The organism is Tsuneonella sp. HG222 (assembly GCF_053819185.1).
On record NZ_JBSOQZ010000001.1, the window covers coordinates 1620083 to 1643375 of the forward strand.

Annotated in this window: 32 protein-coding genes, 2 tRNA genes and 1 other RNA gene; 11 read left to right on the plus strand and 24 right to left on the minus strand. The window is 63.4% G+C overall.

What is annotated here, in order from left to right:
* Positions 1–6: 6 nt before the first annotated feature.
* Genes ACWPMZ_RS08105 through tkt form a run of 5 tightly spaced genes read right to left on the minus strand, consistent with a single transcriptional unit; the run spans position 7 to position 5575 of the window.
* Entirely contained in the window at positions 7–894 is an 888-nt protein-coding gene (locus tag ACWPMZ_RS08105) for a fructose bisphosphate aldolase (RefSeq protein WP_455703498.1), read from the minus strand.
* 4 nt (positions 895–898) lie between these two features.
* Positions 899–2101, minus strand: a complete 1203-nt coding sequence (locus ACWPMZ_RS08110) for a phosphoglycerate kinase (protein ID WP_455703499.1) — start codon at positions 2099–2101, stop codon at positions 899–901.
* The gene (locus ACWPMZ_RS08115) at positions 2098–2559 is read right to left on the minus strand and encodes an MOSC domain-containing protein (protein ID WP_455703500.1); all 462 of its coding nucleotides are present in this window, start codon (positions 2557–2559) and stop codon (positions 2098–2100) included. The genes ACWPMZ_RS08110 and ACWPMZ_RS08115 overlap by 4 nt, the downstream gene beginning before the upstream one ends.
* An 8-nt stretch (positions 2560–2567) precedes the next feature.
* Positions 2568–3575 carry a type I glyceraldehyde-3-phosphate dehydrogenase gene (gene gap, locus ACWPMZ_RS08120; protein ID WP_455703501.1) on the minus strand — a complete coding sequence of 336 codons (1008 nt, stop codon included), beginning with the start codon at positions 3573–3575 and terminating at the stop codon, positions 2568–2570.
* Positions 3576–3589: 14 nt separating this feature from the next.
* Positions 3590–5575 (minus strand): transketolase, encoded by a 1986-nt coding sequence (gene tkt / locus ACWPMZ_RS08125; RefSeq protein ID WP_455703502.1) that lies wholly within the window; start codon positions 5573–5575, stop codon positions 3590–3592.
* Positions 5576–5776: 201 nt separating this feature from the next.
* Here tkt and ACWPMZ_RS08130 point away from each other — a divergent pair, with 201 nt between their 5' ends.
* From ACWPMZ_RS08130 to ACWPMZ_RS08150, 5 genes are all read left to right on the plus strand, one after another.
* Positions 5777–5968 (plus strand): hypothetical protein, encoded by a 192-nt coding sequence (locus tag ACWPMZ_RS08130; RefSeq protein ID WP_455703503.1) that lies wholly within the window; start codon positions 5777–5779, stop codon positions 5966–5968.
* Positions 5965–6261 (plus strand): cell division protein ZapA, encoded by a 297-nt coding sequence (locus tag ACWPMZ_RS08135; protein ID WP_455703504.1) that lies wholly within the window; start codon positions 5965–5967, stop codon positions 6259–6261. Before ACWPMZ_RS08130 ends, ACWPMZ_RS08135 begins: the two co-directional genes overlap by 4 nt.
* Positions 6262–6338: 77 nt before the next feature.
* Positions 6339–6509: non-coding RNA, 6S RNA (gene ssrS / locus ACWPMZ_RS08140), on the plus strand.
* A 29-nt stretch (positions 6510–6538) separates the two neighbouring features.
* Entirely contained in the window at positions 6539–7126 is a 588-nt protein-coding gene (locus ACWPMZ_RS08145) for a 5-formyltetrahydrofolate cyclo-ligase (protein WP_455703505.1), read from the plus strand.
* Positions 7123–7335, plus strand: a complete 213-nt coding sequence (locus ACWPMZ_RS08150) for a DUF2842 domain-containing protein (protein ID WP_455703506.1) — start codon at positions 7123–7125, stop codon at positions 7333–7335. Before ACWPMZ_RS08145 ends, ACWPMZ_RS08150 begins: the two co-directional genes overlap by 4 nt.
* Positions 7336–7348: 13 nt before the next feature.
* On the opposite strand, the gene ACWPMZ_RS08155 is transcribed toward ACWPMZ_RS08150, so the two are convergent.
* Positions 7349–7425: transfer RNA gene (locus ACWPMZ_RS08155), tRNA-Asp, on the minus strand.
* A 176-nt stretch (positions 7426–7601) separates the two neighbouring features.
* Here ACWPMZ_RS08155 and ACWPMZ_RS08160 point away from each other — a divergent pair.
* Entirely contained in the window at positions 7602–7988 is a 387-nt protein-coding gene (locus ACWPMZ_RS08160) for a hypothetical protein (protein WP_455703507.1), read from the plus strand.
* Positions 7989–8021: 33 nt separating this feature from the next.
* Here ACWPMZ_RS08160 and ACWPMZ_RS08165 read toward each other — a convergent pair whose 3' ends face one another.
* The 4 genes from ACWPMZ_RS08165 to thyA all read right to left on the minus strand — a co-directional run bounded on the left by ACWPMZ_RS08165 (position 8022) and on the right by thyA (position 12745).
* On the minus strand, positions 8022–9359 hold the full coding sequence (locus ACWPMZ_RS08165; RefSeq protein ID WP_455703508.1) for a dihydrolipoamide acetyltransferase family protein: 1338 nt from the start codon (positions 9357–9359) through the stop codon (positions 8022–8024).
* 2 nt (positions 9360–9361) lie between these two features.
* Complete coding sequence (locus ACWPMZ_RS08170) at positions 9362–10426, minus strand: alpha-ketoacid dehydrogenase subunit beta (RefSeq protein WP_455703509.1); 1065 nt, start codon at positions 10424–10426, stop codon at positions 9362–9364.
* Complete coding sequence (locus ACWPMZ_RS08175; RefSeq protein ID WP_455703510.1) at positions 10411–11694, minus strand: thiamine pyrophosphate-dependent enzyme; 1284 nt, start codon at positions 11692–11694, stop codon at positions 10411–10413. The genes ACWPMZ_RS08170 and ACWPMZ_RS08175 overlap by 16 nt, the downstream gene beginning before the upstream one ends.
* Before the next feature lie 91 nt (positions 11695–11785).
* Complete coding sequence (thyA, locus tag ACWPMZ_RS08180) at positions 11786–12745, minus strand: thymidylate synthase (protein ID WP_455703511.1); 960 nt, start codon at positions 12743–12745, stop codon at positions 11786–11788.
* A 167-nt stretch (positions 12746–12912) separates the two neighbouring features.
* On the opposite strand from thyA, the gene ACWPMZ_RS08185 reads away from it, so the two are divergent.
* The 3 genes from ACWPMZ_RS08185 (at position 12913) to ACWPMZ_RS08195 (ending at position 14678) form a co-directional block, all read left to right on the plus strand.
* Positions 12913–12989, plus strand: a tRNA-Pro gene (locus tag ACWPMZ_RS08185).
* A 311-nt stretch (positions 12990–13300) separates the two neighbouring features.
* Positions 13301–13486, plus strand: a complete 186-nt coding sequence (locus ACWPMZ_RS08190) for a hypothetical protein (RefSeq protein WP_455703512.1) — start codon at positions 13301–13303, stop codon at positions 13484–13486.
* A 76-nt stretch (positions 13487–13562) separates the two neighbouring features.
* Entirely contained in the window at positions 13563–14678 is a 1116-nt protein-coding gene (locus ACWPMZ_RS08195; protein ID WP_455703513.1) for an RNA-guided endonuclease InsQ/TnpB family protein, read from the plus strand.
* A gap of 571 nt (positions 14679–15249) precedes the next feature.
* Here ACWPMZ_RS08195 and ACWPMZ_RS08200 read toward each other — a convergent pair.
* The 10 genes from ACWPMZ_RS08200 to ACWPMZ_RS08245 all read right to left on the minus strand — a co-directional run bounded on the left by ACWPMZ_RS08200 (position 15250) and on the right by ACWPMZ_RS08245 (position 19074).
* The gene (locus ACWPMZ_RS08200) at positions 15250–15780 is read right to left on the minus strand and encodes a hypothetical protein (RefSeq protein WP_455703514.1); all 531 of its coding nucleotides are present in this window, start codon (positions 15778–15780) and stop codon (positions 15250–15252) included.
* A 156-nt stretch (positions 15781–15936) separates the two neighbouring features.
* A complete protein-coding gene (locus tag ACWPMZ_RS08205) occupies positions 15937–16416 on the minus strand; it encodes a lysozyme (RefSeq protein WP_455703515.1) in 480 nt (159 codons plus the stop codon).
* Positions 16406–16642 carry a hypothetical protein gene (locus ACWPMZ_RS08210; protein WP_455703516.1) on the minus strand — a complete coding sequence of 79 codons (237 nt, stop codon included), beginning with the start codon at positions 16640–16642 and terminating at the stop codon, positions 16406–16408. The genes ACWPMZ_RS08205 and ACWPMZ_RS08210 overlap by 11 nt, the downstream gene beginning before the upstream one ends.
* 8 nt (positions 16643–16650) lie before the next feature.
* Positions 16651–16983: a hypothetical protein gene (locus ACWPMZ_RS08215; RefSeq protein ID WP_455703517.1), complete on the minus strand. Its 333-nt coding sequence runs from the start codon at positions 16981–16983 to the stop codon at positions 16651–16653.
* Positions 16984–17136: 153 nt separating this feature from the next.
* Positions 17137–17277, minus strand: coding sequence for a hypothetical protein (locus ACWPMZ_RS08220; protein ID WP_455703518.1), 141 nt, complete (start codon positions 17275–17277; stop codon positions 17137–17139).
* Positions 17270–17431, minus strand: a complete 162-nt coding sequence (locus ACWPMZ_RS08225) for a hypothetical protein (RefSeq protein WP_455703519.1) — start codon at positions 17429–17431, stop codon at positions 17270–17272. Before ACWPMZ_RS08225 ends, ACWPMZ_RS08220 begins: the two co-directional genes overlap by 8 nt.
* Complete coding sequence (locus tag ACWPMZ_RS08230; protein ID WP_455703520.1) at positions 17424–17579, minus strand: hypothetical protein; 156 nt, start codon at positions 17577–17579, stop codon at positions 17424–17426. The genes ACWPMZ_RS08225 and ACWPMZ_RS08230 overlap by 8 nt, the downstream gene beginning before the upstream one ends.
* On the minus strand, positions 17579–17728 hold the full coding sequence (locus ACWPMZ_RS08235; protein ID WP_455703521.1) for a hypothetical protein: 150 nt from the start codon (positions 17726–17728) through the stop codon (positions 17579–17581). Before ACWPMZ_RS08235 ends, ACWPMZ_RS08230 begins: the two co-directional genes overlap by 1 nt.
* Positions 17725–18495, minus strand: coding sequence for a hypothetical protein (locus ACWPMZ_RS08240; protein ID WP_455703522.1), 771 nt, complete (start codon positions 18493–18495; stop codon positions 17725–17727). Before ACWPMZ_RS08240 ends, ACWPMZ_RS08235 begins: the two co-directional genes overlap by 4 nt.
* A gap of 396 nt (positions 18496–18891) precedes the next feature.
* A complete protein-coding gene (locus tag ACWPMZ_RS08245; RefSeq protein WP_455703523.1) occupies positions 18892–19074 on the minus strand; it encodes a hypothetical protein in 183 nt (60 codons plus the stop codon).
* A gap of 284 nt (positions 19075–19358) precedes the next feature.
* On the opposite strand from ACWPMZ_RS08245, the gene ACWPMZ_RS08250 reads away from it, so the two are divergent.
* Both ACWPMZ_RS08250 and ACWPMZ_RS08255 read left to right on the plus strand, forming a co-directional pair.
* Positions 19359–19565, plus strand: a complete 207-nt coding sequence (locus ACWPMZ_RS08250) for a Flp family type IVb pilin (RefSeq protein WP_455703524.1) — start codon at positions 19359–19361, stop codon at positions 19563–19565.
* Between the two features lie 63 nt (positions 19566–19628).
* Complete coding sequence (locus tag ACWPMZ_RS08255; protein WP_455703525.1) at positions 19629–19808, plus strand: hypothetical protein; 180 nt, start codon at positions 19629–19631, stop codon at positions 19806–19808.
* A 98-nt stretch (positions 19809–19906) separates the two neighbouring features.
* On the opposite strand, the gene ACWPMZ_RS08260 is transcribed toward ACWPMZ_RS08255, so the two are convergent.
* From ACWPMZ_RS08260 to ACWPMZ_RS08275, 4 genes are read right to left on the minus strand one after another with little or no spacing between them, the layout of a single operon-like run.
* Positions 19907–21037 (minus strand): hypothetical protein, encoded by a 1131-nt coding sequence (locus ACWPMZ_RS08260; RefSeq protein ID WP_455703526.1) that lies wholly within the window; start codon positions 21035–21037, stop codon positions 19907–19909.
* A complete protein-coding gene (locus ACWPMZ_RS08265) occupies positions 21037–21207 on the minus strand; it encodes a hypothetical protein (protein WP_455703527.1) in 171 nt (56 codons plus the stop codon). The genes ACWPMZ_RS08260 and ACWPMZ_RS08265 overlap by 1 nt, the downstream gene beginning before the upstream one ends.
* The gene (locus tag ACWPMZ_RS08270) at positions 21204–22181 is read right to left on the minus strand and encodes a hypothetical protein (RefSeq protein ID WP_455703528.1); all 978 of its coding nucleotides are present in this window, start codon (positions 22179–22181) and stop codon (positions 21204–21206) included. Before ACWPMZ_RS08270 ends, ACWPMZ_RS08265 begins: the two co-directional genes overlap by 4 nt.
* The gene (locus tag ACWPMZ_RS08275) at positions 22178–22813 is read right to left on the minus strand and encodes a hypothetical protein (RefSeq protein WP_455703529.1); all 636 of its coding nucleotides are present in this window, start codon (positions 22811–22813) and stop codon (positions 22178–22180) included. The genes ACWPMZ_RS08270 and ACWPMZ_RS08275 overlap by 4 nt, the downstream gene beginning before the upstream one ends.
* Positions 22814–23293 lie beyond the last annotated feature (480 nt).

Here is a 23293-nt window from a genome sequence, read left to right on the forward strand (position 1 = left end):
CGTGTTTCAGGCGACGCTGGCGGCGTGGATCTGGTCGATCGCGGCACCGAGCGTGCTGTCGAACTCCTCGTCGCTCTGCTGGGCGCGCAGGTCCTGCAGCAGGCCGCGGCTGAAGCTCGCGATCATGCCCTGGTTCTTGGCCAACTCGGCGCAGGCCTTTTCGGTCGAGTAACCGCCCGACAGGGCCACGACCGACAGCACCTTCGGGTGGTCGATCAGGTCCTTGTAGAGGTTCGGTTCAACCGGGATCGAGAGCTTCAGCATAACCTGCTGTCCCTCTTCCAGCGCGCCGAGCTGCTTGAGGATTTCGTCGCGCAGGATCGGCTCGCCCTCGGCGCGGTCCTCCGCCGTGATCGCATATTCGGGCTCGAGGATGGGCATCATGCCGTGGCTCAGCACCTGCTTGCCGACCTCGAACTGCTGGGCCACGATTGCGCCGATCCCGGTCGGGCTGGCCTTGTTGATGACCGAACGTTCCTTGGTGCCGAACACGCCCAGGGCCTTGGCCCGGTCGAGCAGGTCGCTCAGGCCCGGCATCGGCTTCATCATCTGGACGCCGTCTTCCTCGTCCTCCAGCCCCTTGTCGATTTTGATGAAGGGCACGACGCCGCGCTCGATCAGGGCCTGCGGCACCGGAGTGCCGTCGACGTCGCCGTCCATTGTCTTTTCGAACAGGATCGCGCCGATCACCTTGCCGCTGGCGAAGCTGGGCGCCTTGATGATCCGCGTGCGCATCTCGTGGATCTTGCCGTACATTTCCTCGTCGCCCGACCACTCGGAATCCTCGACGCCGTAACCGCGCAGCGCCTTGGGGGTCGAGCCGCCGGACTGGTCGAGCGCGGCAATGAAGCCCTCGCCCTTGGCCATCTGGGCGGTCATCTGTTCGGTATTCATCGGGTCAGTCCTTTTTGTGGAGAGCGGCGACGCCGGGCAGTTCCTTGCCTTCCATCCATTCCAGGAAGGCGCCGCCTGCGGTCGAAATGTAGGTGAAATCGTGAGCCACGCCGGCATGGTTGAGCGCCGCGACGGTGTCGCCGCCGCCCGCAACCGAAACCAGCGAGCCCTCTTGCGTCAGCGCCGCGGCGGTCCGTGCCAGGGCGACGGTGCCGGTATCGAACGGTGCTGTCTCGAAAGCCCCCATCGGACCGTTCCAGACGAGTGTGCGGCAGGTCTTCAGCACGTCGTTAAGGGCTTCAGTCGCGGCTAGCCCGACATCGAGGATCATCTCATCGGCCGCTACTTCATGGACGTTGCAGGTCCGCACGCTCGGCGGATTGGCGGCAAATTCCTTCGCCACCACGACGTCGTAGGGCAGGTGAACCGTGCATCCCGCAGCATCTGCAGCATCCATGATGGCTTCGGCTTGCCCCGCAAGGTCATGCTCGCACAGGCTTTTTCCGACATCGACCCCGCGCGCGGCCAGGAACGTGTTGGCCATGCCCCCGCCGATGATGAGGTGCTGCACCTTGCCCACAAGATGTTCCAGCACCGCCAGCTTGGTCGACACCTTGGCCCCGCCAACGACCGCCGCGACAGGCTTGACCGGATTGCCAAGAGCGGCCTCCAAGGCCTTGAGTTCCTTCTCCATTGCCCGCCCGGCATAAGCCGGCAACAGGTGCGCCAGCCCTTCCGTGCTGGCATGCGCCCGATGCGCCGCCGAAAAGGCATCGTTGACGTAGAAGTTCGCCAGCTCCGCAATCCCGCGAGCAAACTCCGGGTCGTTCTTTTCTTCGCCCGGCCAAAAGCGGGTGTTCTCGAGAATTCCGATATCTCCAGGGCGCAGTATGCCGATCGCCTGCTCAGTCACCGGGCCGGACACTTCGGGGATGAACATGATCTCGCGCCCCAGAACGCGCTCTAGATCGCCCTGCACCATGCTCAGCGACATGGTCGAATGGCGCTCGCCCTTGGGCCGCCCGAAGTGAGCCAGCAGCAGCACCTTCGCGCCCGCGTCGGCCAGTTCGAGGATGGTCGGCGCCACGGCCCGCACGCGGGTCAGGTCGGTAGCGCGCCCTTCCTTCATCGGCAGGTTGAGATCGACCCGCACGAGCCCGACCTTTCCGTGGACATCGCCCAGATCGTCGAGGGTGCTGAAGGTCATTCGATAATCCTTATTTCGTCGCCCACGGCAATGTCGCCGTCGCTGACTACCCGGGCCAGAAACCCGCAACGCCAATCGGGTTCGAGCGCTGCGCGCAGGCCTTCGTGCAGGGCATCCATCCTCTCGCAAGGGTCGCACCGGTCTGTCACCTCGAGAACGAGAGAGGCGCCGATTGCCAGCTTCGTGCCGGCTTCGCGCGGGATGCGCAGACCGGAAATTAGCAAGTTGCGGCGGCAATCCGACCAGACCAGGTTGGCATGACAGGCGGCAAACGCATCGCTCACCCCGTCGGCCTCGATCAGCGAAACCTGACGCCGCCGCCCCCGCTTGGTGCTGGCGAAGGCGCTGCGGAAATCGCCGTGCACGCCCTCGGCGACGGAAGCGGCGACATGGTCGATCGTTTCCATCGGCCCCTTGGGGGCGGCGTGCCTGGCAATTCCTGCGAGCCTTCCGGCCATGACTTACCTCAGAGGAACGAGGCCATCTTCCCGGCGGTATCGATCATCCGGTTGGAGAAGCCCCATTCGTTATCGTACCACGAAACGACGCGCGCCAGCTTGCCTTCGAGCACGGCGGTTTCGAGGCTGTCGACCGTCGAACTGGCGGGCTGATGGTTGAAATCGCTGCTCACGAGCGGCTGGTCGGTGAAGGCGAGGACGCCCTTCATCGGGCCGTCCGCCGCTGCCTTGAGCGCGGCGTTGATTTCTTCCTTGGTGGTCTCGCGGCCCGGGGTGAACACCAGGTCGATAAGCGAGACGTTGGGTGTCGGCACGCGGACCGACGATCCGTCCAGCTTGCCCTTGAGCTCAGGCAGCACCAGCCCGACCGCGCGCGCGGCTCCGGTGGTGGTCGGGATCATGTTCTGCGCCCCGCCGCGCGCCCGGCGCAGGTCCGAGTGGATCTGGTCGAGCATGCGCTGGTCGTTGGTGTAGCTGTGGATCGTGGTCATGAACCCGCGTTCGATGCCCATCGTATCGTTGAGCACCTTGGCGACCGGCGCGAGGCAGTTGGTCGTGCAGCTGGCGTTCGAAACGATCACGTCGTCCGCCGTGAGGGTATCCTGGTTTACGCCATAGACGATCGTCGCGGACACGCCGGTCGCAGGGGCGGAGATCAGCACGCGCTTGGCACCGGCGGACAGGTGCGGACGGCTCGCCTCGTCGGACTGGAAGAAACCCGTGCACTCGAGCACCAGATCGACCCCGTTGGCCTTGTGCGGAAGATTGCCGGGATCGCGCTCCGACGTCACCTTGATGTGCCGGCCGTTGACGACCAGGTCGTTGCCGTCGGTCTCGACGGTGCCCGGGAAGCGGCCGTGGGTGCTGTCGAAGCCGAACAGCAGAGCGTTTGAACGGGTGTCCGACAGGTCATTGATCGAAACGAGTTCGAGATCGTGGTCGCTGCGCTCGAGGATTGCCCGGGCAACGAGCCGCCCGATGCGCCCGAACCCGTTGATCGCTACCTTCGTCGACATATGAAAACTCCGTCCTAACCTTTGATTTTCTCAAGAATCCTGGGCACGATCGCGTCTGCGGTCAGGCCGAACTTCTCGTACAGCTGTTCCGCCGGTGCCGATGCCCCGAAGCGGTCGATGCCGATATTGAGCCCGCGCGCCATCGTGTAGCGCTCCCACCCATGGGTCACGCCCGCCTCGATTGAAACGCGAAGCACATCATCGGGGTCGGCGAACGGCAGGAGCTCGTCCTTGTATGCCTGGTCCTGCTGTTCGAAAAGGTCCATGCAAGGAACCGAAATCACGTCGGCCCCCACGCCCTGCCCCTCGAGCCGCTCGGCTACTTCGCAGGCTATCTCGACCTCGGATCCGCTGGCCATCAGGATGACCTTGCGAGCCGCCTGTGCTGCACGCAGGCGATAGGCGCCGCGCGCGCTCTTCATCCCGCCGTCGGTCCGCAGTTGCGGCAGGTTCTGCCGGGTCAGCGCGAGGACCGAGGGCGTAGACTTGGCTTCGAGCGCAAGCTGCCAGCATTCGGCCGTCTCGATCGTATCGCACGGGCGGAAGACGTTGAGGTTCGGGATCAGTCGCAGGCTCATGACCTGCTCGATCGGCTGGTGCGTCGGCCCGTCCTCGCCCAGGCCGATCGAATCATGCGTCAGCACGAAGATCGAGCGGATTTCCTGCAGGGCCGCCATGCGGATCGCGTTGCGGCAATAGTCGCTGAAGATCAAAAACGTGCCGCCATACGGGATCACGCCGCCATGCAGCGCCATCCCGTTCATCGCCGCCGCCATGCCGAATTCGCGGATGCCGTAATAGACGTAGCGCCCGGAGTAATCGCCGGCGGTCATGCCGTGGGTCTGGCTCGTCTTCGTGTTGTTCGAGCCGGTCAGATCGGCCGAGCCGCCGACGGTCTCGGGCACAATTCCGTTGATGGCTTCGAGCGCCATCTCGCTCGCCTTGCGAGTCGCGACGGTCTTCGGCCCGGCCAGCAACCCGGCGATGTAGCCGTCGAGGGAGAATCCCTCAGGCAGTTCGCCTTTCATGCGGCGGGCCAATTCCTCGCCATTCGAGTCCTTTGCGGCTCGGTCCTGCCACTCGGAGCGAAGCGTGGCGCCGCGCTCGCCGGTCTTGCGCCAGTCGGCCAGAATATCGTCCGGCACTTCGAACGGCGGCGAACTCCAGCCCAGCAATTCGCGCGCCGCGGTGATCTCGTCAGCCCCCAGCGGGCTGCCGTGCGTCTTGTGCGTGCCCTGCAGATTTGGCGCGCCTTTGCCGATCACCGTCTTGCAGGCAACCAGCGAAGGCCGCGGATCGGCCAGCGCCTCGTCAATGGCGCGTTCGATATCGGCCGGGTTGTGACCGTCGCAGCGAACAGTGTGCCATCCGGCAGCCGTGTAGCGGGCAGCGATGTCTTCGCTGGTCGAAAGCTCGGTCGACCCGTCGATGGTGATGCGGTTGTCGTCCCACAGCACGATCATCCGGCCGAGGCCGAGGTGCCCGGCGAGACCGATTGCTTCGTGGTTGACGCCTTCCATCAGGCACCCGTCGCCAGCGATCACCCAGGTGTGGTGATCGACGAGGTCGTCGCCGAACTGGGCATTCAGGTGCCGCTCCGCCATCGCCATACCGACCGCCATCGCAAGGCCCTGCCCCAACGGACCGGTCGTCGCTTCGACGCCGTCGAGGAGGAAATTCTCCGGGTGGCCGGCGCAAGGGCTGCCGAGCTGACGGAAGTTGGCAATCTCCGCCATCGTCGGGTGTGCGTAGCCCGACAGGTGCAGCAGCGCATAGATCAGCATCGAGCCGTGACCGGCGCTGAGCACGAACCGGTCGCGGTCGGCCCAGTCGGGATTGGCGGGATCGAACTTGAGGTACTTGGACCACAGCACCGTCGCCACGTCGGCCATGCCCATCGGCATGCCGGGGTGGCCGGAATTGGCCGCCTGCACCGCGTCCATCGCCAGCGCGCGGATGGCGTTGGCCATGGGCGCAAGGCGTTGCGGGTCGAGGCTCATGAGCTGCTCCTGCAAGGCGCCGGAGAATGCGGAAACGCGGGGTCTGATTCGGCGCGCCGCCTCTGTTGCGGACGCCCCGCCCCCCGTCAAGCACGGCTCCCGGCGGCTAAGCGCCTGTCTGCCATACGGGATGCAGAAATGTTCACAGCTTTTCTCGCCAAGGCTTTGCACGCGCTGGCGCTTCCGCGTTAGCATTTGCCCATGGACGCCGACCGCATCGCGCATGCCCTTGCCCGAATCGATGCCGCCGCGCGCCGGATCGAGGCGGCCGCTTCCCGGCCGGCCGTTTTGGCCGGCGATCCGGCCCTCGAGCAGCGCCATGCAAGACTCGTGAACGAAGCAGGGGCGGCGCTGGCGGACCTCGATCGCCTGATTGGCAGTCTCGAACCTTGAGCAACGTCACTCTCGATATCGCCGGGCGCAAGTTCACGGTGGCCTGCGGACCCGGCGAAGAGGCGCACATCGAGGAGCTTGGCCGCATCATCGACGCCAAGATCGCCGAGATGCCCGGGCTTGCCAGCCAATCCGAAGCGCGCTGCCTGTTGTATGCCGCCTTGCTGCTGGCCGACGAGAACCACGAGCTTGCCCGCAACAAGGCGCCGCAGCCTTCGCTCGGAGCGCCGCTCGAACGCCTAGCCGATCGGATGGAGCATATCGCCGAGCAACTCGAAAGCGGCGCCGCCTGACCATGTGCCAGGCTCGGTCCTAGTTCGCCGACCCGAACCCATTGCCCCCCGCCCCGGCCGCCCCTATCTAGAGATCGGCGGGACTGCCCGGCACGAGCCGCAATAAAATCCCCGGGGCTATAAGCAATCCTAGGGGGCTGTCCCTGCCCTGAGGCCCGGGTTCGTCCCGGAAATCGGGGTACATGGTCCCCACCTGACGTTGAGGCGTCGGAGGATTTACGGGGCAAACGACCCATGGTGGTTCCGCCACTCGCTATTTCTCGCTAGCGACCTCCACATGTCCGACCCCAGCACCGAGAAAGCAGCCCTTCGCAGCCGCCTGCGCAAGGCGCGGCGCACATTCGCCGACGAGCTTCCCGAAGCCATGCGTGCACTCGTCTTCAATCGGCCACCCGCCGCCATCGCCGACCTGGTACCTGAAGGTTCGATCGTCGGCCTCTATCGGGCAGATCCCGGTGAAGCGCCGGCGAGCGGTTACGCCAGGTTCTTCCACGAGCGCGGACACACGGTCGCCCTGCCCTGGCTGGTCGATCTGCAGACGCCGATGGTCTTTCGCGCCCACACCGACCCCTACGCCGAGAGCGACCTGGCCAAAGGCTATTTCGGGTTGATGCAGGGAAGCGAGGATGCCCCCGTCGTCGAACCGGACGTGTTGTTCATGCCCCTCGTCGCCTTCACCGCCCGGGGCGATCGACTGGGCCAGGGGGGCGGCTTCTACGACAAGTGGCTGGGTGCCCATCCTGGAGTGACACGCATCGGCCTTGCCTGGGACATGCAGGAGGTGCCCGAGCTTCCACTCGAACCACACGACATGGGCCTGACCGCTGTGGTGACACCGACGCGCATCCTCGGACCGTTCGCGTGAGGAAAGACCCCACGATCCGCATCCCGCTCGGCATCCTCGCCCTGCTGCTGTTTCTGGTGGCCTATGCGCTGGGTATCGCGTGGCTCTCGCACTGGATCGGCCTCTTGCCGGTATGGGCGCAGGCCATCGTCTATCTGGTGCTGGGAGTTGCCTGGCTGCTGCCGCTCAGGCGTTTCCTGATCTGGATGGAAACCGGCCGGTTCGGCTGAGAAAAGTCCCAAGTGGCGCGAGTGACGGGGCTCGAACCCGCGACCTTCGGCGTGACAGGCCGACACTCTAACCAACTGAGCTACACCCGCGCAGCCACTTGGGAGCAGCGCCCCTAGGGCAGCATTCCGGGGGTGTCAACAGCGCTACGAGACCCTCCTGCGCCAATCCGCTGCCCTGCGCTCCGGGACCCCGGCGTTAACCATATCTTGGCGACTGCGGATGCAGAAATTCCCCATCGCGCTTCGGCGCTTCGACGGGGGAATTCATGCGAATCGTACTGGCGCTTGCGATGGCGCTCTGCGCCGCTCCGCTCGGTGCCCAGGAGGGCACAAGGCCGATCAGGAGCGCCGTTTTCGTCGAGCGCAGCGACGGCCCGACCCTCGTCGTCGAGCCCGCCGCGCGGTTCCGCAAAGGGGACCGCGTGGTCACCGTCATGCATTGGGAAGCCGCGGCGGAGCCGTTCACTGTGACCAACCCCGTTCCGGTCGGCCTGCAGTTCGAGCGTGCGAGCGCGGACTTTCTGCTCGTGTCGATCGACGGGGGGCGGACCTGGAGCGCGCCGGCATCGGCGCGGCCCGAACAGGTCACCCATCTTCGCTGGCAGGCGGGCAAGCGCGGCGGAAAGCTGAGCTACAGCGCCATCGTGCGCTGAGTCAGCACCGCCCTGCTCCTGCCACAACCAGGTTCAGTCCGCTAACAGCAGGACCGGCGTCTCGATCATTTTCCGGACCGCCTGAACGAAAGCAGCCGCATCGTAGCCGTCGACCACGCGATGGTCCGCGCTGATCGAGATGTTCATCAGCTTGCGCTTCTCGATCCGCTCGCCGCCCATGCCGTCGGGCACGAACATCGGCCGTTCGACGATCCGGTTGGGACCGATGATCGCCACCTCGGGACGGTTGATGACCGGCGTCGTCGCGACACCGCCAAGCGGGCCGAGCGAGGTGATGGTCAAGGTCGAGCCGCTCAGCTCTTCCGACTTGGCCGTGCCGCTGCGCGCAGCCTCCGCCAGGCGACCGATCTCGCCGGCGAGCTGCCACAGGTTTTTGCCCTGCGCGTCGCGTATCACGGGGACCATCAGGCCCGCGTCGGTCATGGTCGCCATGCCCAGGTGCACCGCGCCGTAACGCTGGACGACGTTCGCCTCGTCATCGTAGCGCGCGTTGAGCATCGGAAATTCGGGCAGCGCGCGACAGATCGCGGTGATCAGGAGGGGCAGGAGCGTCAACTTCGGCTTGCCGCCCCGGTTGGCATTGAGATCGCCGCGCAGCTTCTCGAGCTCGGTAACGTCGCACTCCTCGACGTAGGAGAAGTGCGGGATGTTGCGCTTGCTGGCCGCCATGTTCTCGGCGATCCGGCGACGCAGGCCGATGACCTTGATGGACTCGTCGCGCATCGGCCGACCTGCCGGCGCGAAGCCCTTGCTGCCGCCATAGGACAAGAACGCGTCGAGATCGGCGTGGCGCACGCGGCCATCCTCGGCGGGGCGAACCTCGCCCAGGTCAATGCCGAGATCCGCCGCACGCTGACGCACGGCCGGACTGGCCATGACCTTGGCGTCTGATCGAGCCACGGGCGGCGGTGGAGGCGCCGGGGCGGGGGCCGGTTTCGGTGCGGGTGTCGGCGCGGGAGCAGGCTCCTCCTCGGCGGGAGGCGGTGGCGGACTGGCGGGCGCAGCCGCGATGACCGGGGCGACGTCCTCTGGTTCGGGCGTTTCCACCTCGATCCGCTCCTCAACCGCTTCGGCCGTGGGCGCAGGTGCGTCCGCGACTTCCACGCCGCCATCCGTCTCGATGACGACCAGCGGGCTGCCGATGGCGATCACATCGCCTTCCTCACCCGCAACTTCGACGATGCGGCCGGCGACCGGGCTTTCCATCTCGACCGTGGCCTTGTCGGTCATCATGTCGGCCAGGCGACCGTCTTCCTCGACCATGTCGCCGACTTTCACGTGCCAGGCGACGATCTCGGCTTCGGCGATGCCTTCGCCGATATCGGGAAGTTTGAAGGTGAAGCGCGCCATGCTCAGGCCCCCAGGAGTTTGTCGATCGCCTCGCCGATGCGGATCGGTCCGGGGAAATAAGCCCATTCGAGGCTGTGCGGATAGGGCGTGTCGAAGCCGGTAACCCGTTCGACCGGCGCTTCGAGGTGAAAGAAGCAACGCTCGGTCACCAGCGCGGACAGTTCCGCGCCGAAGCCCGACGTGCGGGTCGCCTCGTGCACCACCAGGCAGCGACCGGTCTTTGCCACCGACTTCTCGATTGCTTCGATATCCAGCGGAACGAGAGTTCGCAGGTCGAGGATTTCGGCGTCGACGCCCTTCTCGCGGCACACCGCCTCGGCGACGTGCACCATCGTGCCATAGGCCAGAACGGTCATCGCCTGGCCTTCGCGGACGGTGCGCGCCTTGCCCAGGGGGATCGCGTAATAACCCTCGGGCACCTTCGCGTCGGGGTGGTTCTTCCACGGCTGCGTTGGCTTGTCGTAATAACCGTCGAACGGCCCGTTATAGATGCGCTTCGGTTCGAAGAAGATGACGGGGTCGTTGTCCTCGATCGCCGCGATCAGCAGCCCCTTGGCATCGTGCGGCGTCGCCGGAATCACGGTTTTCAGTCCGGCAACGTGTGTGAACAGCGCCTCGGGGCTCTGGCTGTGGGTCTGGCCTCCGAAGATGCCGCCGCCGAACGGGCTGCGCACGGTCATCGGGGCGATGAACTCTCCTGCCGAGCGATAGCGCAGCCGCGCCGCTTCGCTGATCAACTGGTCGAGGCCGGGGTAGATGTAATCGGCGAACTGGATTTCCGGCACCGGGCGCAGGCCATAGGCGCCCATACCCACGGCCGCGCCGATGATGCCGCACTCGCTGATCGGAGTATCGAACACACGGTTCTTGCCGTGCTTTTCCTGCAGCCCGGCGGTGGCGCGAAACACCCCGCCGAAATAGCCGACATCTTCGCCCATGATGACGACCGAGGGGTCGCGCTCGAGCATGATGTCGAGTGCGTCGTTGATCGCCTCGATCATGTTCATCGGACGGGTGGGCGCGTCGTGCAGGCTGACGACGTCGTCGCCGCTTACTGCTGTGGCCATTTGATCTGCCTTTCGCGGATTGCCTGGGCGGCCTGTTCTTCGAGATGCCACGGCAATTCCTCGAACACGTCTTCGAACATGGTGTGGAACGGGTGATGCAGCCCATGGCCGAGGATACCGTTCTTCTCGGCCTCCTTGGTCGCGCCCTTCACCTGTTCAGCCAGTTCCTGGTCCATCTCGACCTGCCGGTCCTCGCTCCATTCGCCGATCGCGACGAGATGTTTCTTCAGGCGGTTGATCGGATCGCCCAGCGGCCATTCCTCGCGCTCCTGGGCGGAGCGATACTGGCTCGGGTCGTCGGAGGTCGAATGCCCCTCGGCCCGGTAGCTGAAGTGTTCGATCAGGGTCGGGCCCTTGTTCATGCGCGCCCGATCGGCCGCCCAGCGTTCGGCTGCGTAGACCGCCAGGGGGTCGTTACCGTCGACCCTCAGGCCGGCGATGCCATAGCCGATCGCCCGGGCGGCGAAGGTGGTCCGCTCGGCCCCCGCGAAGCCCGAGAAACTCGAAATGGCCCACTGGTTGTTCACCACGTTGAACACGACCGGCGCATTGTAGACTGCCGCGAACATCAGTGCGGCGTGGAAGTCACCCTCGGCCGTGCTGCCCTCGCCCACCCACGCTGCGGCGATGCGGCTGTCGCCCTTGATCGCGCTCGCCATCGCGAACCCGGTTGCCTGCGGAAGCTGGGTGGCGAGATTGCCGCTGATCGTGAAGAAACTGTAGTCCCGGCTGGAGTACATGATCGGGAGCTGGCGCCCCTTCAGCTTGTCGCCCCGGTTCGAGTAGATTTGGTTGATCATCTCGATCAGGGGATAGCCGCGAGCGATAAGGATGCCCTGCTGGCGGTAGCTGGGGAACACCATGTCGTCGGATGCCAGGGCATGGGCGGCGGCGACCGAGGTCGCCTCCTCGCCCGTGCATTTCATATAGAAGCTCGTCTTGCCCTGGCGCTGGCCGCGATACATCCGTTCGTCGAAGGCGCGAACCAGCGCCATGTGACGCAGGATCTCGCGCAGCTTGTCGGGCGAGAGCCGCGGGTCCCAAGGGCCGTGCGCCAGATGGTCGTCGCCAAGGACGCGCACGAGATCGGTGCAAAGCGGATTAGTCTCGGCGGGCTCGCACGCCTCGTCGGGTCGCGGCTGAGCGCCGGCTTGCGGCACTTCTATATGCGAAAAGTCTACCTTGTCCCCCGGGCGGAACCTCGGCTCCGGAACGTGAAGCGCCAACCGCGGACGGTTGTACCCTCCGCCTTCGCCCTGCTTCGCCATGCCTCTCTCCACCTCGGTAACGAAATTCTACGAATGCGACATATTATTAGTTTCATCCGAAATCGTCAACTTCGCTTGAGACCTCGGGGAACTAGACGGCAACCGGCGCCCGCAAGGTGCCTTGAGGAATATAATTGGTGACCTCGAAATCCTCGAACCGGTAGTCGAATATCGACGGCGGATGCCTTGCGATGGCAAGCCGCGGATCGCCCGACGGTTCCCGAGCCAGCTGCTGTTCGACCAGATCGGCGTGGTTCAGGTAAAGGTGTGTGTCGCCGCCCATCCAGACGAGCTCACCCGCCTCGTAACCCGCCTGCTGCGCAATCATGCGGGTGAGCAGCGCGGCGCCGAAAAGGTTGAACGGCAGCCCAAGCGCAACGTCGCAACTGCGCTGGTAAAGGGCGCAGGAAAGTCGATCACCTGCCACGTGGAATTGGTAGGTCTTGTGACAAGGCGGTAGCGCCATCTCTGCGAGCTGCGCGACGTTCCAGCCTTCGATGATGTGACGGCGGCCGCCGGGATCGGCGCGCAAACCTTCGACGACCTGCGCGACCTGATTGATGCCGGGGCCCGCGCGAAAGAGGCCGTCGCCCGCCGGCTCGAACGTCGGCCAATCGACCCACTGGCGGCCGTAGACCGGCCCCAGGTTACCCCAGCGTTCGGCAAACGCCGTATCCGCGACGACCCGCGCTTCGAATTCTTCCTGGGCGATATCATCCCCGGTAGCTTCGATATATTTCCTAAGGGGCCAGTCGCTCCAGATCGTCACACCTTGTTGCAGCAGAGGGCGAATTTTGGTCTCGCCGGTCAGGAACCACAACATCTCCCTCGCTGCCGCTTTCCAGAATACGCGCTTGGTGGTCAGCAGAGGCATTCGGCCCTCGGACAGGTCGCAGCGCAGCACGGTGCCGAACAGCGAGCGCGTGCCCACGCCGGTACGGTCGATCCTCTGGTCGCCGTCCGTCCAGATGCGGCGCATCAGGTCGAGGTAAGACCACTCCCAGTGTTCGTCTGCTCGATGGGCGAAGTCGAATGCGGAGTCGGCGCTCATAGGATCGGATTAGCTCACGCAGCGCGCATCTAACAGAGGCTGAAACCGGACGATGGATGCCCTGTCGATAAACCGGCGCGATCGCGGCAATTGTCCGCTTGCCACCCTGCCCCCTCCCCCCTATAGGGCCGCCTCTGCCTCGCCCCGGACCTGTCCGAGGCGCCGGTCGGGGAGTAGCTCAGCCTGGTAGAGCACTGTCTTCGGGAGGCAGGGGCCGGAGGTTCGAATCCTCTCTCCCCGACCACATTTTTAGCGAAATATCGGGTAGATAGAGCGGCGGGCTTCGGCCTTGCCGCCGTCGCTGTTTCCGCTTCCGTTGCCGCTACGTCCAGATGTTCCGCCAATGTTCGCGGGACGTTCCGGCAGTGCGCCCACCCCCAGGGAGATTGAGATGGACCGAGGGCGAAAACACTCTTGGCAGATGCAGATAGTCTGGGGAGAGACCATCCCACGATGCACTCGGTGCGGACTATTGGGCGCACGCGAAACCTACATCAAGGGAAGCTCGATTGGTTGGCGAGGTAAGCCGACCTACGGATGCAAGGAACCCCAGCAATGAACGATGAACAGCTAGTCGACCGTATCGAGAGGGACGCCAAGTCTTTGGCGCGGAGAGCGCTCGTTGATTACGACAATATGCAGCACGGAGCGAAAACGCGGGACGAACTGATGGCCCGCTCAGCGACCTACTTTCAGATCGCCACCGCTCTGCGCAGTATGAAGGAGCCGAGTGATGGATGAACAGGTATCCGCCATGCTCCTGCTGGTGGGCTTGGCTATCTTGGGATATGTGGAGACGAGATGATGGAGCGGAGCTGTGGCTGAGCGTTTGATACGCACCTATCGGTTTCGACTTAAGCCTACTCGCGCTCAGCACGCCGGATTGCGCGCGGCCTTAGAGCACTCGCGCCAGCTTTATAATGCGGCCTTAGAAGAGCGCATCGACTGTTACCGCAAGACGGGGAAAGGCCGAACCTTTTTCGATCAATGCCGCGGATTGACCGAACTGCGAAAGACAGATTCCTTCTATTCCGTCAGCATGGAGAGGGCGCCTCTTCAAGCACTAGACCAAGCGTATCGCGCGTTCTACGCGCGGGGTGGCTTCCCTCGCTTCAAGGGCCAAGATTGGTTTAAGTCAATCGCGTGGGTCGACCGATGTGGTTGGAAATTTGACGGGCGGTTCTGGGCCAAGGGCCTTGGCACGATCCGCGTGCACCAACATCGAGCAATCCCGTCTCCTGCCATGATCGCTCGCGTCAAAAGAGAAGGGCGCCATTGGTTCCTCTTCCTCGTCTGCGAGATAGACGCGCCTCCAGCTAACGACAATGGTGAAGCGGTCGGTTTGGACCTTGGGCTTTCCTGCTTTGCCGCGATGTCAGATGGCACCCTGATCCCGAACGGCAGATGGGCGCGAAAGGCCCATAGTGACCTAAGGCGCAGGCAACGAGCCCTTGCCCGGTGCAAGCGCAGATCCATGAGGCGGAAAAAGGCGCGGGAACAGGTCGCGAAAGCTCATGCGCGTGCGAAAAGAGCGCGGCGAACCCATCAATTCCAAATTGCTGCCAGCCTCGTTCGCAAGTTCGGGTTGATCGCGGTGGAGCATCTCAACGTCAAAGGCCTTGCCCGTTCAAGGTTGGCGCGTGATGTAAATGACGCTGCCTGGGGAAGCTTTCTCGGAATCCTGAGTGACAAGGCTGCAAGTGCCGGTTGTCGGGTGGTGAAGGTTGACCCTCGCGGAACAAGCCAGACTTGCCCAAGCTGCGGCACTGTGAAATCGAAGGACCTTTCTGAGCGCGTGCACTCGTGCCCATGCGGTCTTTCGATTGATCGTGACGTGGCGGCGGCGCAAGTCATCTTACACAGGGCCGTTCATGGTCCTGCGGAGGGTAACGTGGGCGGTTGCGCCGTGCGTTCTCCGAGAAAGGCGGCATGAACATGTCGCGATTGAACCTCACTTCCTTCCCTACTCTGATAGGGCCTGAGGTGCATACCTGGTCATTGGATCCGTGGGTGTGGTGCGATCCGCCGTCAGGGTTCGATGTGGTGGCTTATGAGGGAGAGGATTGATGGGCTGGCAACACGTTGCAGCCTTCATCATAGGGCTGGCGATAGGCAGGCTGATCACAATCTGTGTGAGAAAGTATTTCGCCGAGTAATTCTATGAAGGTCGCGCCGCCATCCTCTCGCCCGAAATGATTTTCCTACAGGCTCACGACTGTGCAGTCAGGTGGGCATGGCGATTCGAGACATAGCGGTAAACCGCAGAGAGCAGATGGTGGCGCGGGCGTTCAGGCTTAGGCTGCCAAAGGCAATCCAGTTGGGGCAGATCGACCACTACAGGTCTATCCGCGATACGTCGGATTGGCGGCCGTCTGAGCCCTGAAAAGCCAAGGCCCGGCACATCCGAAGATCGCCGGGCCTCCGCAAGCTGAGCAACGGTGCGTTGCGAGCCTGCCTTGCACTCGCGGCAGTAGCAGTTTCAGTCCCCGCAATCAACCCCTAATTTACCGCTGATTGAGCCCCAGCGCCCACTCATGGGCCTGCTGCAAACGAATGGTGTTTTCGTTGAGGATGTCGAAGTCCTCGCGGCTCACCGCAACCAGCTCGGCATCTTCACTTCGTCCGTCAGCACCTTCGGGGGCGTCACTTCCGCCGGGGGCAGCGGGTCCGCCGGGTGAACCACCATTGGCTTGTCGGCGCACGCGGTTAGCATCAGCATAGCGAGCGGCACGGCTGCGCGCATCAGCCAGTTCGGCCTTGTATTTTGCATCGGTGATCTCCGCTTTCTTGCGATACTCTGCCTCGGCTTCGGCCTTGGCTTGCTTGGCTTTGAGTGCGGCGGTTTCCTGTGCCCGCTTGATGGAATCGAGGTCCAGGCGGATCGTGCGGATTTCCTCTTTGAAGCCGACGATCTTGAACGGCCACACGCTCAACCCCTCGATCCTAATGGTCTGCGTGGCGAACCCTACGAACAGCAGGGCGGCAAGGATGGACGCGGCAATGAAGCCGATGCGCCATGTGAGACGGTCTAGCATGTCAAAATTCCACGTTGCAGTTGGGGCACGAGTGGCCGGTGTCACCGCCCCAGATCTTGTGCGCGACTAGCGGAAAGACCTCGCCCGTCGCGTCATAGCAGGGGCCGCAGTGGGGCCTCAGCATGGCGTCCCGGCGCTGCTTGAACGCAGCGAAGCTTACAACCCGCGCAGACATATCGCCCGCTCCTTCTGGCGGCGCTTCACAAGGCCCGCCACGGTGCGCCCTCCCGCTTTCGTCCAGAGCATGAAGGCATCGCACGCCTCGCGCCAGCGCCCCTGGGAGAAGCGCTTGGCAACAGTCGATCGATTGTAGGCAGCGGGGCCGATGTTATAGGCGAGGCTCGTCGCGGCGATCAGTTGCGCATCGTGGCCCCGAAGCTCGGGATTGCGTTTGAGCACAGGCCCGGCGAAGTCGACCAGCCCTCGCGCCAGCATATCCTCGCACTCTGCATCGCTATAGCGGCGCATCGGGACGCGGGTTTCCCCATAGCAGACCGTGGCGACATTCACGATGTCGAGATAGGGATCGTTCGACTTGCCTTCGAACTGCGCGACAACGGCAATCATGCCTGCGGCTGCGGTTCCGACCAGCGCTACCAGCGCGGCCTTGCCGGACGGCGGCGGGTTACTTGCCATCGGGCTTGCCCCCGAGCTTGGGCTGGGGCCTCAGCCTGGCGTAGAAGTAGCTGCCGAACGTAACCGCGCTGACCACCACCGCGAACGGAATGCGCCACAGCGGATCGTCGGGCAGTACTTCGTCCAGCGCCCAATGCGCCACGGGCCACATCGCCACGATGATGCCGCCCAGCACGGACCACACGGCCATCACTTGGACGGAATTGCACTTAAGCCAGTCTTTCATCGGTCCCCCTAAAGTTCGTGATTGGCCGTCCACCCGGCGACATGGGCCAGCTCGTGGGCCATGATGCGGGCGTAGAAGTCGTTTTCGCCGTAGAGCGCCGGGTGCGGCATGAAGATGATCTTGCGGTCACTCACCTCGCGCACACAGGCGATCAGCGTGAGGCCCTCAGGCGCTGTGCCGCAGAACTTGCCCACGTCCTTGACGAACAGGACGACAGCCACGTCCTCGCGCATGAACCGCTCCGGCGGCATCCCTGCAAAGTGCGGCGTGCCAGGTCCGGTCTCGACGGGTGCCGATGGCGCGCAACAAAGCAGCGCGGCAAGCGCGTAACCGGCCTTCATGGGCTTGACCCTCCGTGGTGAAATGTGCTAGTGCCGTTCGTGCTGCGGCGGTGTGGATGGACACACGTAGACGCCCGTAAAAAGTGCCAGAGGGTGCGCCTGCCCTTTGGTTGGGCTTTGACAGGCGCAGCCGGTGTCGAACCCGGCCCGCAGCTATTTCCTCTGCCTTTCCTCGCGCACCAGCGCCTTGGCGAGAAGTAGGAGGAAGGCGAGGGCCTCCCCCTTGTCCCCGTCGCGTTCGATCATGTCCGCCAGCTTGCGCAGCGATGCGGCATGGCGGGCAACGTCAGTCATGGAGCGCCTGCTTGACGATGCTCTCCATGTGGAGCGTGCTGAGGTAGAGCCGGGCAATGGTTTGCCGGGCCTCGCGCAGCGTCACCCGCTCGCCCCCGCCTGCCCGCTGCTCCATCTCGATCAGAGCTTTCTGGATCTGGATCGGGTCACTCACGGAACGACACCACGAACACGTTGGTCATGTCGATGGCCGGCACTTCCTCGCGCGGCCAGGGTCCGGGTCCGCTGCCCTGCAACCGCATCGACCACAGGCAGAACGTGATGCCGATCCAGTGCGTCAGGGCGCAGAGGCGGGCGCGCACTATTCGTCAGCCTGCGGGTCGCTCAGGTCGAAGCCCAGCGGCATCAAGGATTCGTGCAAATCCGCGAGGTTTTCGAGGTAGCCCGGCGGGGCGCCATACGGCGGATCGACCGCGTAAGGGCCAAGCAGGAAAAAGTGTGGTTCGGTCATGCTGCCTCCAACATTTCCATTCCGCAGCGAATGCGGTTCACCTCGCCAAACTGGCGGTGATAGACGATTGCCTTCATGTCCCGCCCGGCGCGGTATCCCTGATACCTGTGCCACGCATCGCCAGCGGCGAGCGTCCGGTGGGTCTCGACCGTGCAGCCGACCAAATCCTTGACCTGATCGTGGTGGAAGTGCCCGCAATGCCAGACGCGGTGTTCGGCCGCCGCCCAGTCTGCCGGCGCGTCGGTCGCCATGATTAGCGGGAGGTCCGTCAGCTTCGCCCCGTCCCCGTGGGTCGAGCCGATCAGCACCTTGCCGAAGCGGAAGAAGTAGAACCCGCTAGGCGTAGCCTCGATCTGCACCCGGTCGTTGCCGTGGTAGTAGGCTTCCAGCGCGATTGTCAGCATGGCCGCCTGGTGCGGATCGTGGTTGCCCCGGTTGTTGCGGACGATGACCTTGCCGTGCTTTTCCAGCAGGCGGTCCACGCAGCGGATCATGGCCCGAAAGCCCACCGATGCGATCTTGGCAAAGCGCCCGTCCACGTCCAACTCATTGCCCCCGCGCGGCGTCCGGTTGCTGCCGTTGTCGGCGTGGAAGTAATCGCCAAGGTTCAGGACCAGCGCCGTCTCGGTTGCCGGGGTCAGCGAGGCAAGCCGGTCGACTGCGCCGAACGTCAGCCGCTCGGCAATGTCGAGGTCGAAGTCCTCCCCGGTCTCGCGCGCCCAGCTCAACAGGCCGAAGTGCGGGTCGCCCATGGGAACCACAGTCAATAGATCGGCGTTACAATGACTTGGAGGTGGCGAAATTGGCGACAGCCCCCGTGCCTGTTCCGCAAGGTCAGAGATCGCTTGGCGCGCTGCCTCCAGGATTTGCTCGCGCGCGACATCCGTTTTTACCCACTGCGCCCGCACCTGGCCGTCAGCGTCGTAAAGCGTGGAAACACCCTTTAGGCGCTGGCCGTCCGGCACGCGGTCCACCATGTCCCCAAATCGCTTCTTGGCGGTTGCATAGCGGTGTTGCAGCGTCGGGCGTGGAATGCCCTTTTGCCTCGCCGCCTCGCTTACGCTGCCAAATTCCTCAACCCACGCGATAACCTCGCGCAGATCCTCGTCCGTGTATCCAGGGTTTGGAATAGCCCCTCTCCCGTGACGCCCTTTCGGGCAGGGTCAGTCTTTCGGCTTGAACCAGCGCGCCTCGCACCATCCAAAGATTTGCAACGCCAGCCAGATGATCGACAGTCCAGCGGCGATGGGCGGCAGGATTTGGGCAAAGGCCCCCACTACAGTCAGGGCGGCCAATGCGTCCAAGGCGTGCTTGCCTCCGTCTGGGATGTGATTGAGTGGCGTCATAGTATTTGCAGGCCTTCCAATTCTTGGCGTCCCTTTCGGACGACGAGGCAGAGCAGGCCGACAAGGCCAAGGATGACAGTCAGCGCGCCCGCACAGAACGCCAGGATCAAAGCGGCCATGTGTGGTCCCCGTTAACTACTGTTGGCAGGAATTTGACGATCTAAGCCATTGAAAACCGGAGAGAGTGCAAACCGTGTTTACAGGTTGTTGACCGACTCGGGTGTTCTGTTGATGCTTTTTGGCGTCAGGGGGGTTTCCCTGCACGACATCAAAGGGAGTTCAACATGACCAATTTTCTTCGTTCGTTCGTCCGTGACGAGTCCGGTGCGGCTGCTGCCGAATACGCTCTGATCCTCGCCATCGTCGGCGCCGGCATTGCTGGCGGCGCGCTGTTCCTGGGTGAGAAGATCGATGCCTCGCTCCGTGCGACCGCTGGCGAGATCGAGACCTGCTCGGCAGCCACGACTTCGACCGCTGCAGCTAACTGCTAACTTTTGACCTTGGAGACCTCGCCATGCCTAGCGCGTGGCGGGGTTTTCTATTATAGCCGCCCGATGAACGCGACCATCAGGAAGATCGGCTCCTTCTACGCCAAAGCCGCAAAGACTGGCCTAATCTTCGCATTCGGATTCTTCGCTGGCATTTTGTTTACCGGCTTCCTGCTAGGCATGTATGGCTACAACCTCGACACAAAGGCCATGCCATCGACGTTAACAGTGCTCACCCCATCCTAAACATCGCGGCGGGCCGTTCCCGAGCGCCATTCATTTGGCCGGTCAATCGTGATGGCGGGCGGCTTGTCATGGTATTTCCCTCGGCCGCCCGCACCTCTCTACGCCGCGACCAGCCAATACTTGTGAAGCTCGATGTCAGCGTTGGTGGCGACCGCACCGTTATTCGTCCAGACGAGGTGCCCCAGAACCTGCGAGGTTGATGGCAGATTGGTGCTGGCGCTGTCGCTATCCGACCCCGCCGCGTCGAGGCGCTGGAGAGTATAGGACACACTGCCCCCGCCAGCGGCTACCGTGATCGTCCCCTCCAGAAAGATGCCCGCCACGTTCTTCGCGATGCCGGTGTCGATCTTCGTGGCGGTCCCCGAGCCATCGTTGTGCATGAATTGCCAATTGGTATCGGCAGCGTCCGCACCGAATCCGAGAATGTTGGTCAGGCTCGATGGATTCACATTGCCGGGGCTGGTGGTAGACGCAAGGCCCGCGAAGTAGCGAAAGCCCGCGTTGGCAGTTTCAAGCGACCACCGGAAGTAACAGGTGAACCCGTCGACCGTCCAAGTCGAAGGGTTCCCATTTTCAGACTCGCCCGCCTGATTACCGGCTGCGGTCGCGGTTTGAAACTTGAGCCTGTTGGAGCGAGTGCGTAGATTCGTCGATGCGAAGCCGGGATAGGACGGTCCCGAAATAGCGGCTCGCGTCATCCCGATAAGAGACGGCGTGGTATTGCCGGCGCAGCCCCAGAACTTCTGCACCTTGGTCAGAGTGGCATCTACAGCGTCCGCGTCCGTGTAGCCGCCGCCACCGCCCGGTGCAGCAGGAACCCACTCGCCGCTGTCGTAGGTCAGAACATCGCCGTCAGAAGCGCCGGTGGCGTCAACATCCGTCAGGCCGTTCAGCGTCGTCGGGAGGCTCGCGAAATATGCCGCAGTTGGTGTTAGCGCGACATATTTCGTGCCCACACCGAAGTCCACCGCCGCATCCCCGTTGGTGGACTGGTGAACGGTCGTGCGGGTCAGAGTGTTTGCGCTTGAGTAGGTTCCTAAGCCCGTCTCCCAGTCGCCCGACGGGTTGCCGTTACTATCCACCGCTTGGATGAAATAATAACAGGTGTCGTTGGTCGAGCAGGCGGCCGAAAAGCGCTGGTATCCTGTGATCGCCGCAGCCAGGGCAAAAGGGCCTGTCCCGGTCGTAGTGGAGGTTTCCAAGACCCTGTCGTTGAAAACGAGCGCCATCAGCCCCTCCTGAACCTGCGGATATAAACATGGCCTTGGCGCGTCGTCGGGCCTTCATCCTCGCCCGGAACGAGCAGGAGATACATGACCGTCTTGGACACGCTGACAGACCCCTCGGGAGCCGCCAGCAGTGCGTTGGCAACCGTCTTGCTGACTTCGACCTGGCTCATGCGATTGCCTTCACGCCGAATTGCAGGCCCGTCAGGTCAGCCGTCGCCCAATCGCCAGTTGAGTCCGGGTTCTGCTCCCACACAGAGCAATGCGCCCCGTAACCAAGCGAAAGGGCGATGTCGGATCCGTTGTCGAAGTTGCTTCCGTTGATGCGTAGAACGTGGCGCATATTCTGCGGGCCGGTGGAGCCCCGCTTAGCGCGCGAGGCGATGCTGACGGCGCGGATCGTGTAACCCGTCAGGTCCGTCCCGGTCTGCGTGAACAGTTCGATCTGCCCGGCGGTGTCGCTGCTGACGGTATCCCCATCCTCATAGGCGATCTCGTCGATTGCAGTGTAACCGCCAGTCCAGTCCGATGTGGCGCCCGCGCCATTGGCGTATCGGGTGGCAACCCGCATTCCGATGGTGGATTCGTCAGCGACAACGAACTGGCCCCATTCGCGGTGAAGGCCGCTGGAATAAAACCGAACGCCATCCAAGGAGTCGATGTGGCCGAGGCTGAGGCCAGTTGCCGAAACGCGCTCGGTCCCGGATGCAAAGAGCGAAATCGCCCCCGTGGTGACATTGGCGTAAATGTCGAAATCGCCGTTCGTGTTTTCCTGCTGGCTGATCGTGGAGCCGATATTCGTCCAGACAGCGGAGGAGTTTAGGTATTGAAGCTGCCAAGTGAATGTCGTGCTGGCGCCGACGCAGAAGATGCGGATGACGGCCGTGCCTGTATCGTCCAGCACCTCAACCGCTATGTCATCGCCGTCGCTTATTCCTGGAGACGTGTGGGAGCTGTCAAAGTGGATAAAGCAATCGCCAGACTGCGAAGCGAAGTCCGCCTGCACGTAGTAGAGGAGGCTTGACCCACGGATCGCACAGCGCGCGAAAGCTGACCTATATCGTGTCGTGAGAAGATCGCTCTCGGCAATACCGGACCCCGAGGGATAGACGACGCCCATCTCCCCGCCGAATAGAAGAATGGTCATGCCACAGACCCCGCTAGGAGAAGGGTGAAATCGCTGCCGCCAGGAATGCTGTCGGGCGCAATGAATGTCAGCTTGTCGCCGGTCGTCACTGAAACGGTCGAGCCGCCCGTGGTCGCGAAGGTGTAAGCCCCGCCGGTATTGATGGTGGCCGTCCCGATCTCCGTCCCGTTCTTGCGGATCGAGATTTCAAAGTCAGAGGCGGGCGAGACCTCGATGGAGCCAATTGACCCCTCGAAATCAATCGGGAACATCGCGTCGTCATCAAAAAGCGCGCCGCCCATGAATTGCTGGGCTGCGGGTTGCCCCACGAACGTAACCGGGACAAGTATCGCCTGCCCCGCCGCAGAGTTAGCCGAGCCGACCGTGATGTTGTCGCGGCTCCACAGCTCGTTGTCGTCGGCGTCGGTGACAACCCACTTGTAGGCCACGCCATCGGTCTGCCGGATCACCGCCATGCCCGCGCTGTCGAGGACAACGGGGTTGGTGTTGGCGACACTGCCCGCAAGGTTCTGATAGGTAGCGAGCGGGGTGGTCGTCCCGGCCTCGTAAGTGTGGATCTTGCCGCCTGCCAGTGCATCCGCGCCAAGCTCGTCGCGCACTTGCAGCAGAACGTCGACAAATGTGGTTGCCATTGCGTGCCCCCATAAAAAAGGCCCGCGCGCTGGCGGGCCGTTCAAACCAGTTGATCTTCTTTAAGCTGATAAGGCCCGCTCGACGGTCCATCCTCGGTGCAATCTCGAATGGACCATTTTAGGATGCAGCCCCGACTCTCGAATGGCATCCGCAAGACAAAGGCGCCGCCCTTGGAAGGTAACGAAGCGATTTGAGCGGCGGTTGCGGCTTTGCTGCGTAGTGGTTGCCCACCGACAATTGCCTGGACTGTAATCGCCGCTCGGGTCGGCTCTGTCCAAGGTCAAATTTTCTTCGTAACCAGTTTCGGCGGCCCAAGCCGCGAACCTTTCAAACTCCAGCCACTCCTGACAAACCGCGATTCCGCGCCCGCCGTAGTACTGATAATTGGATGCCGACGGCGTGTGGCAGCGAGCCTTCATTCCGCACCAGAGCCGATAAAGGCGGCTTCCCCACTGACCATGCTTGCCCATCTTTAGAAC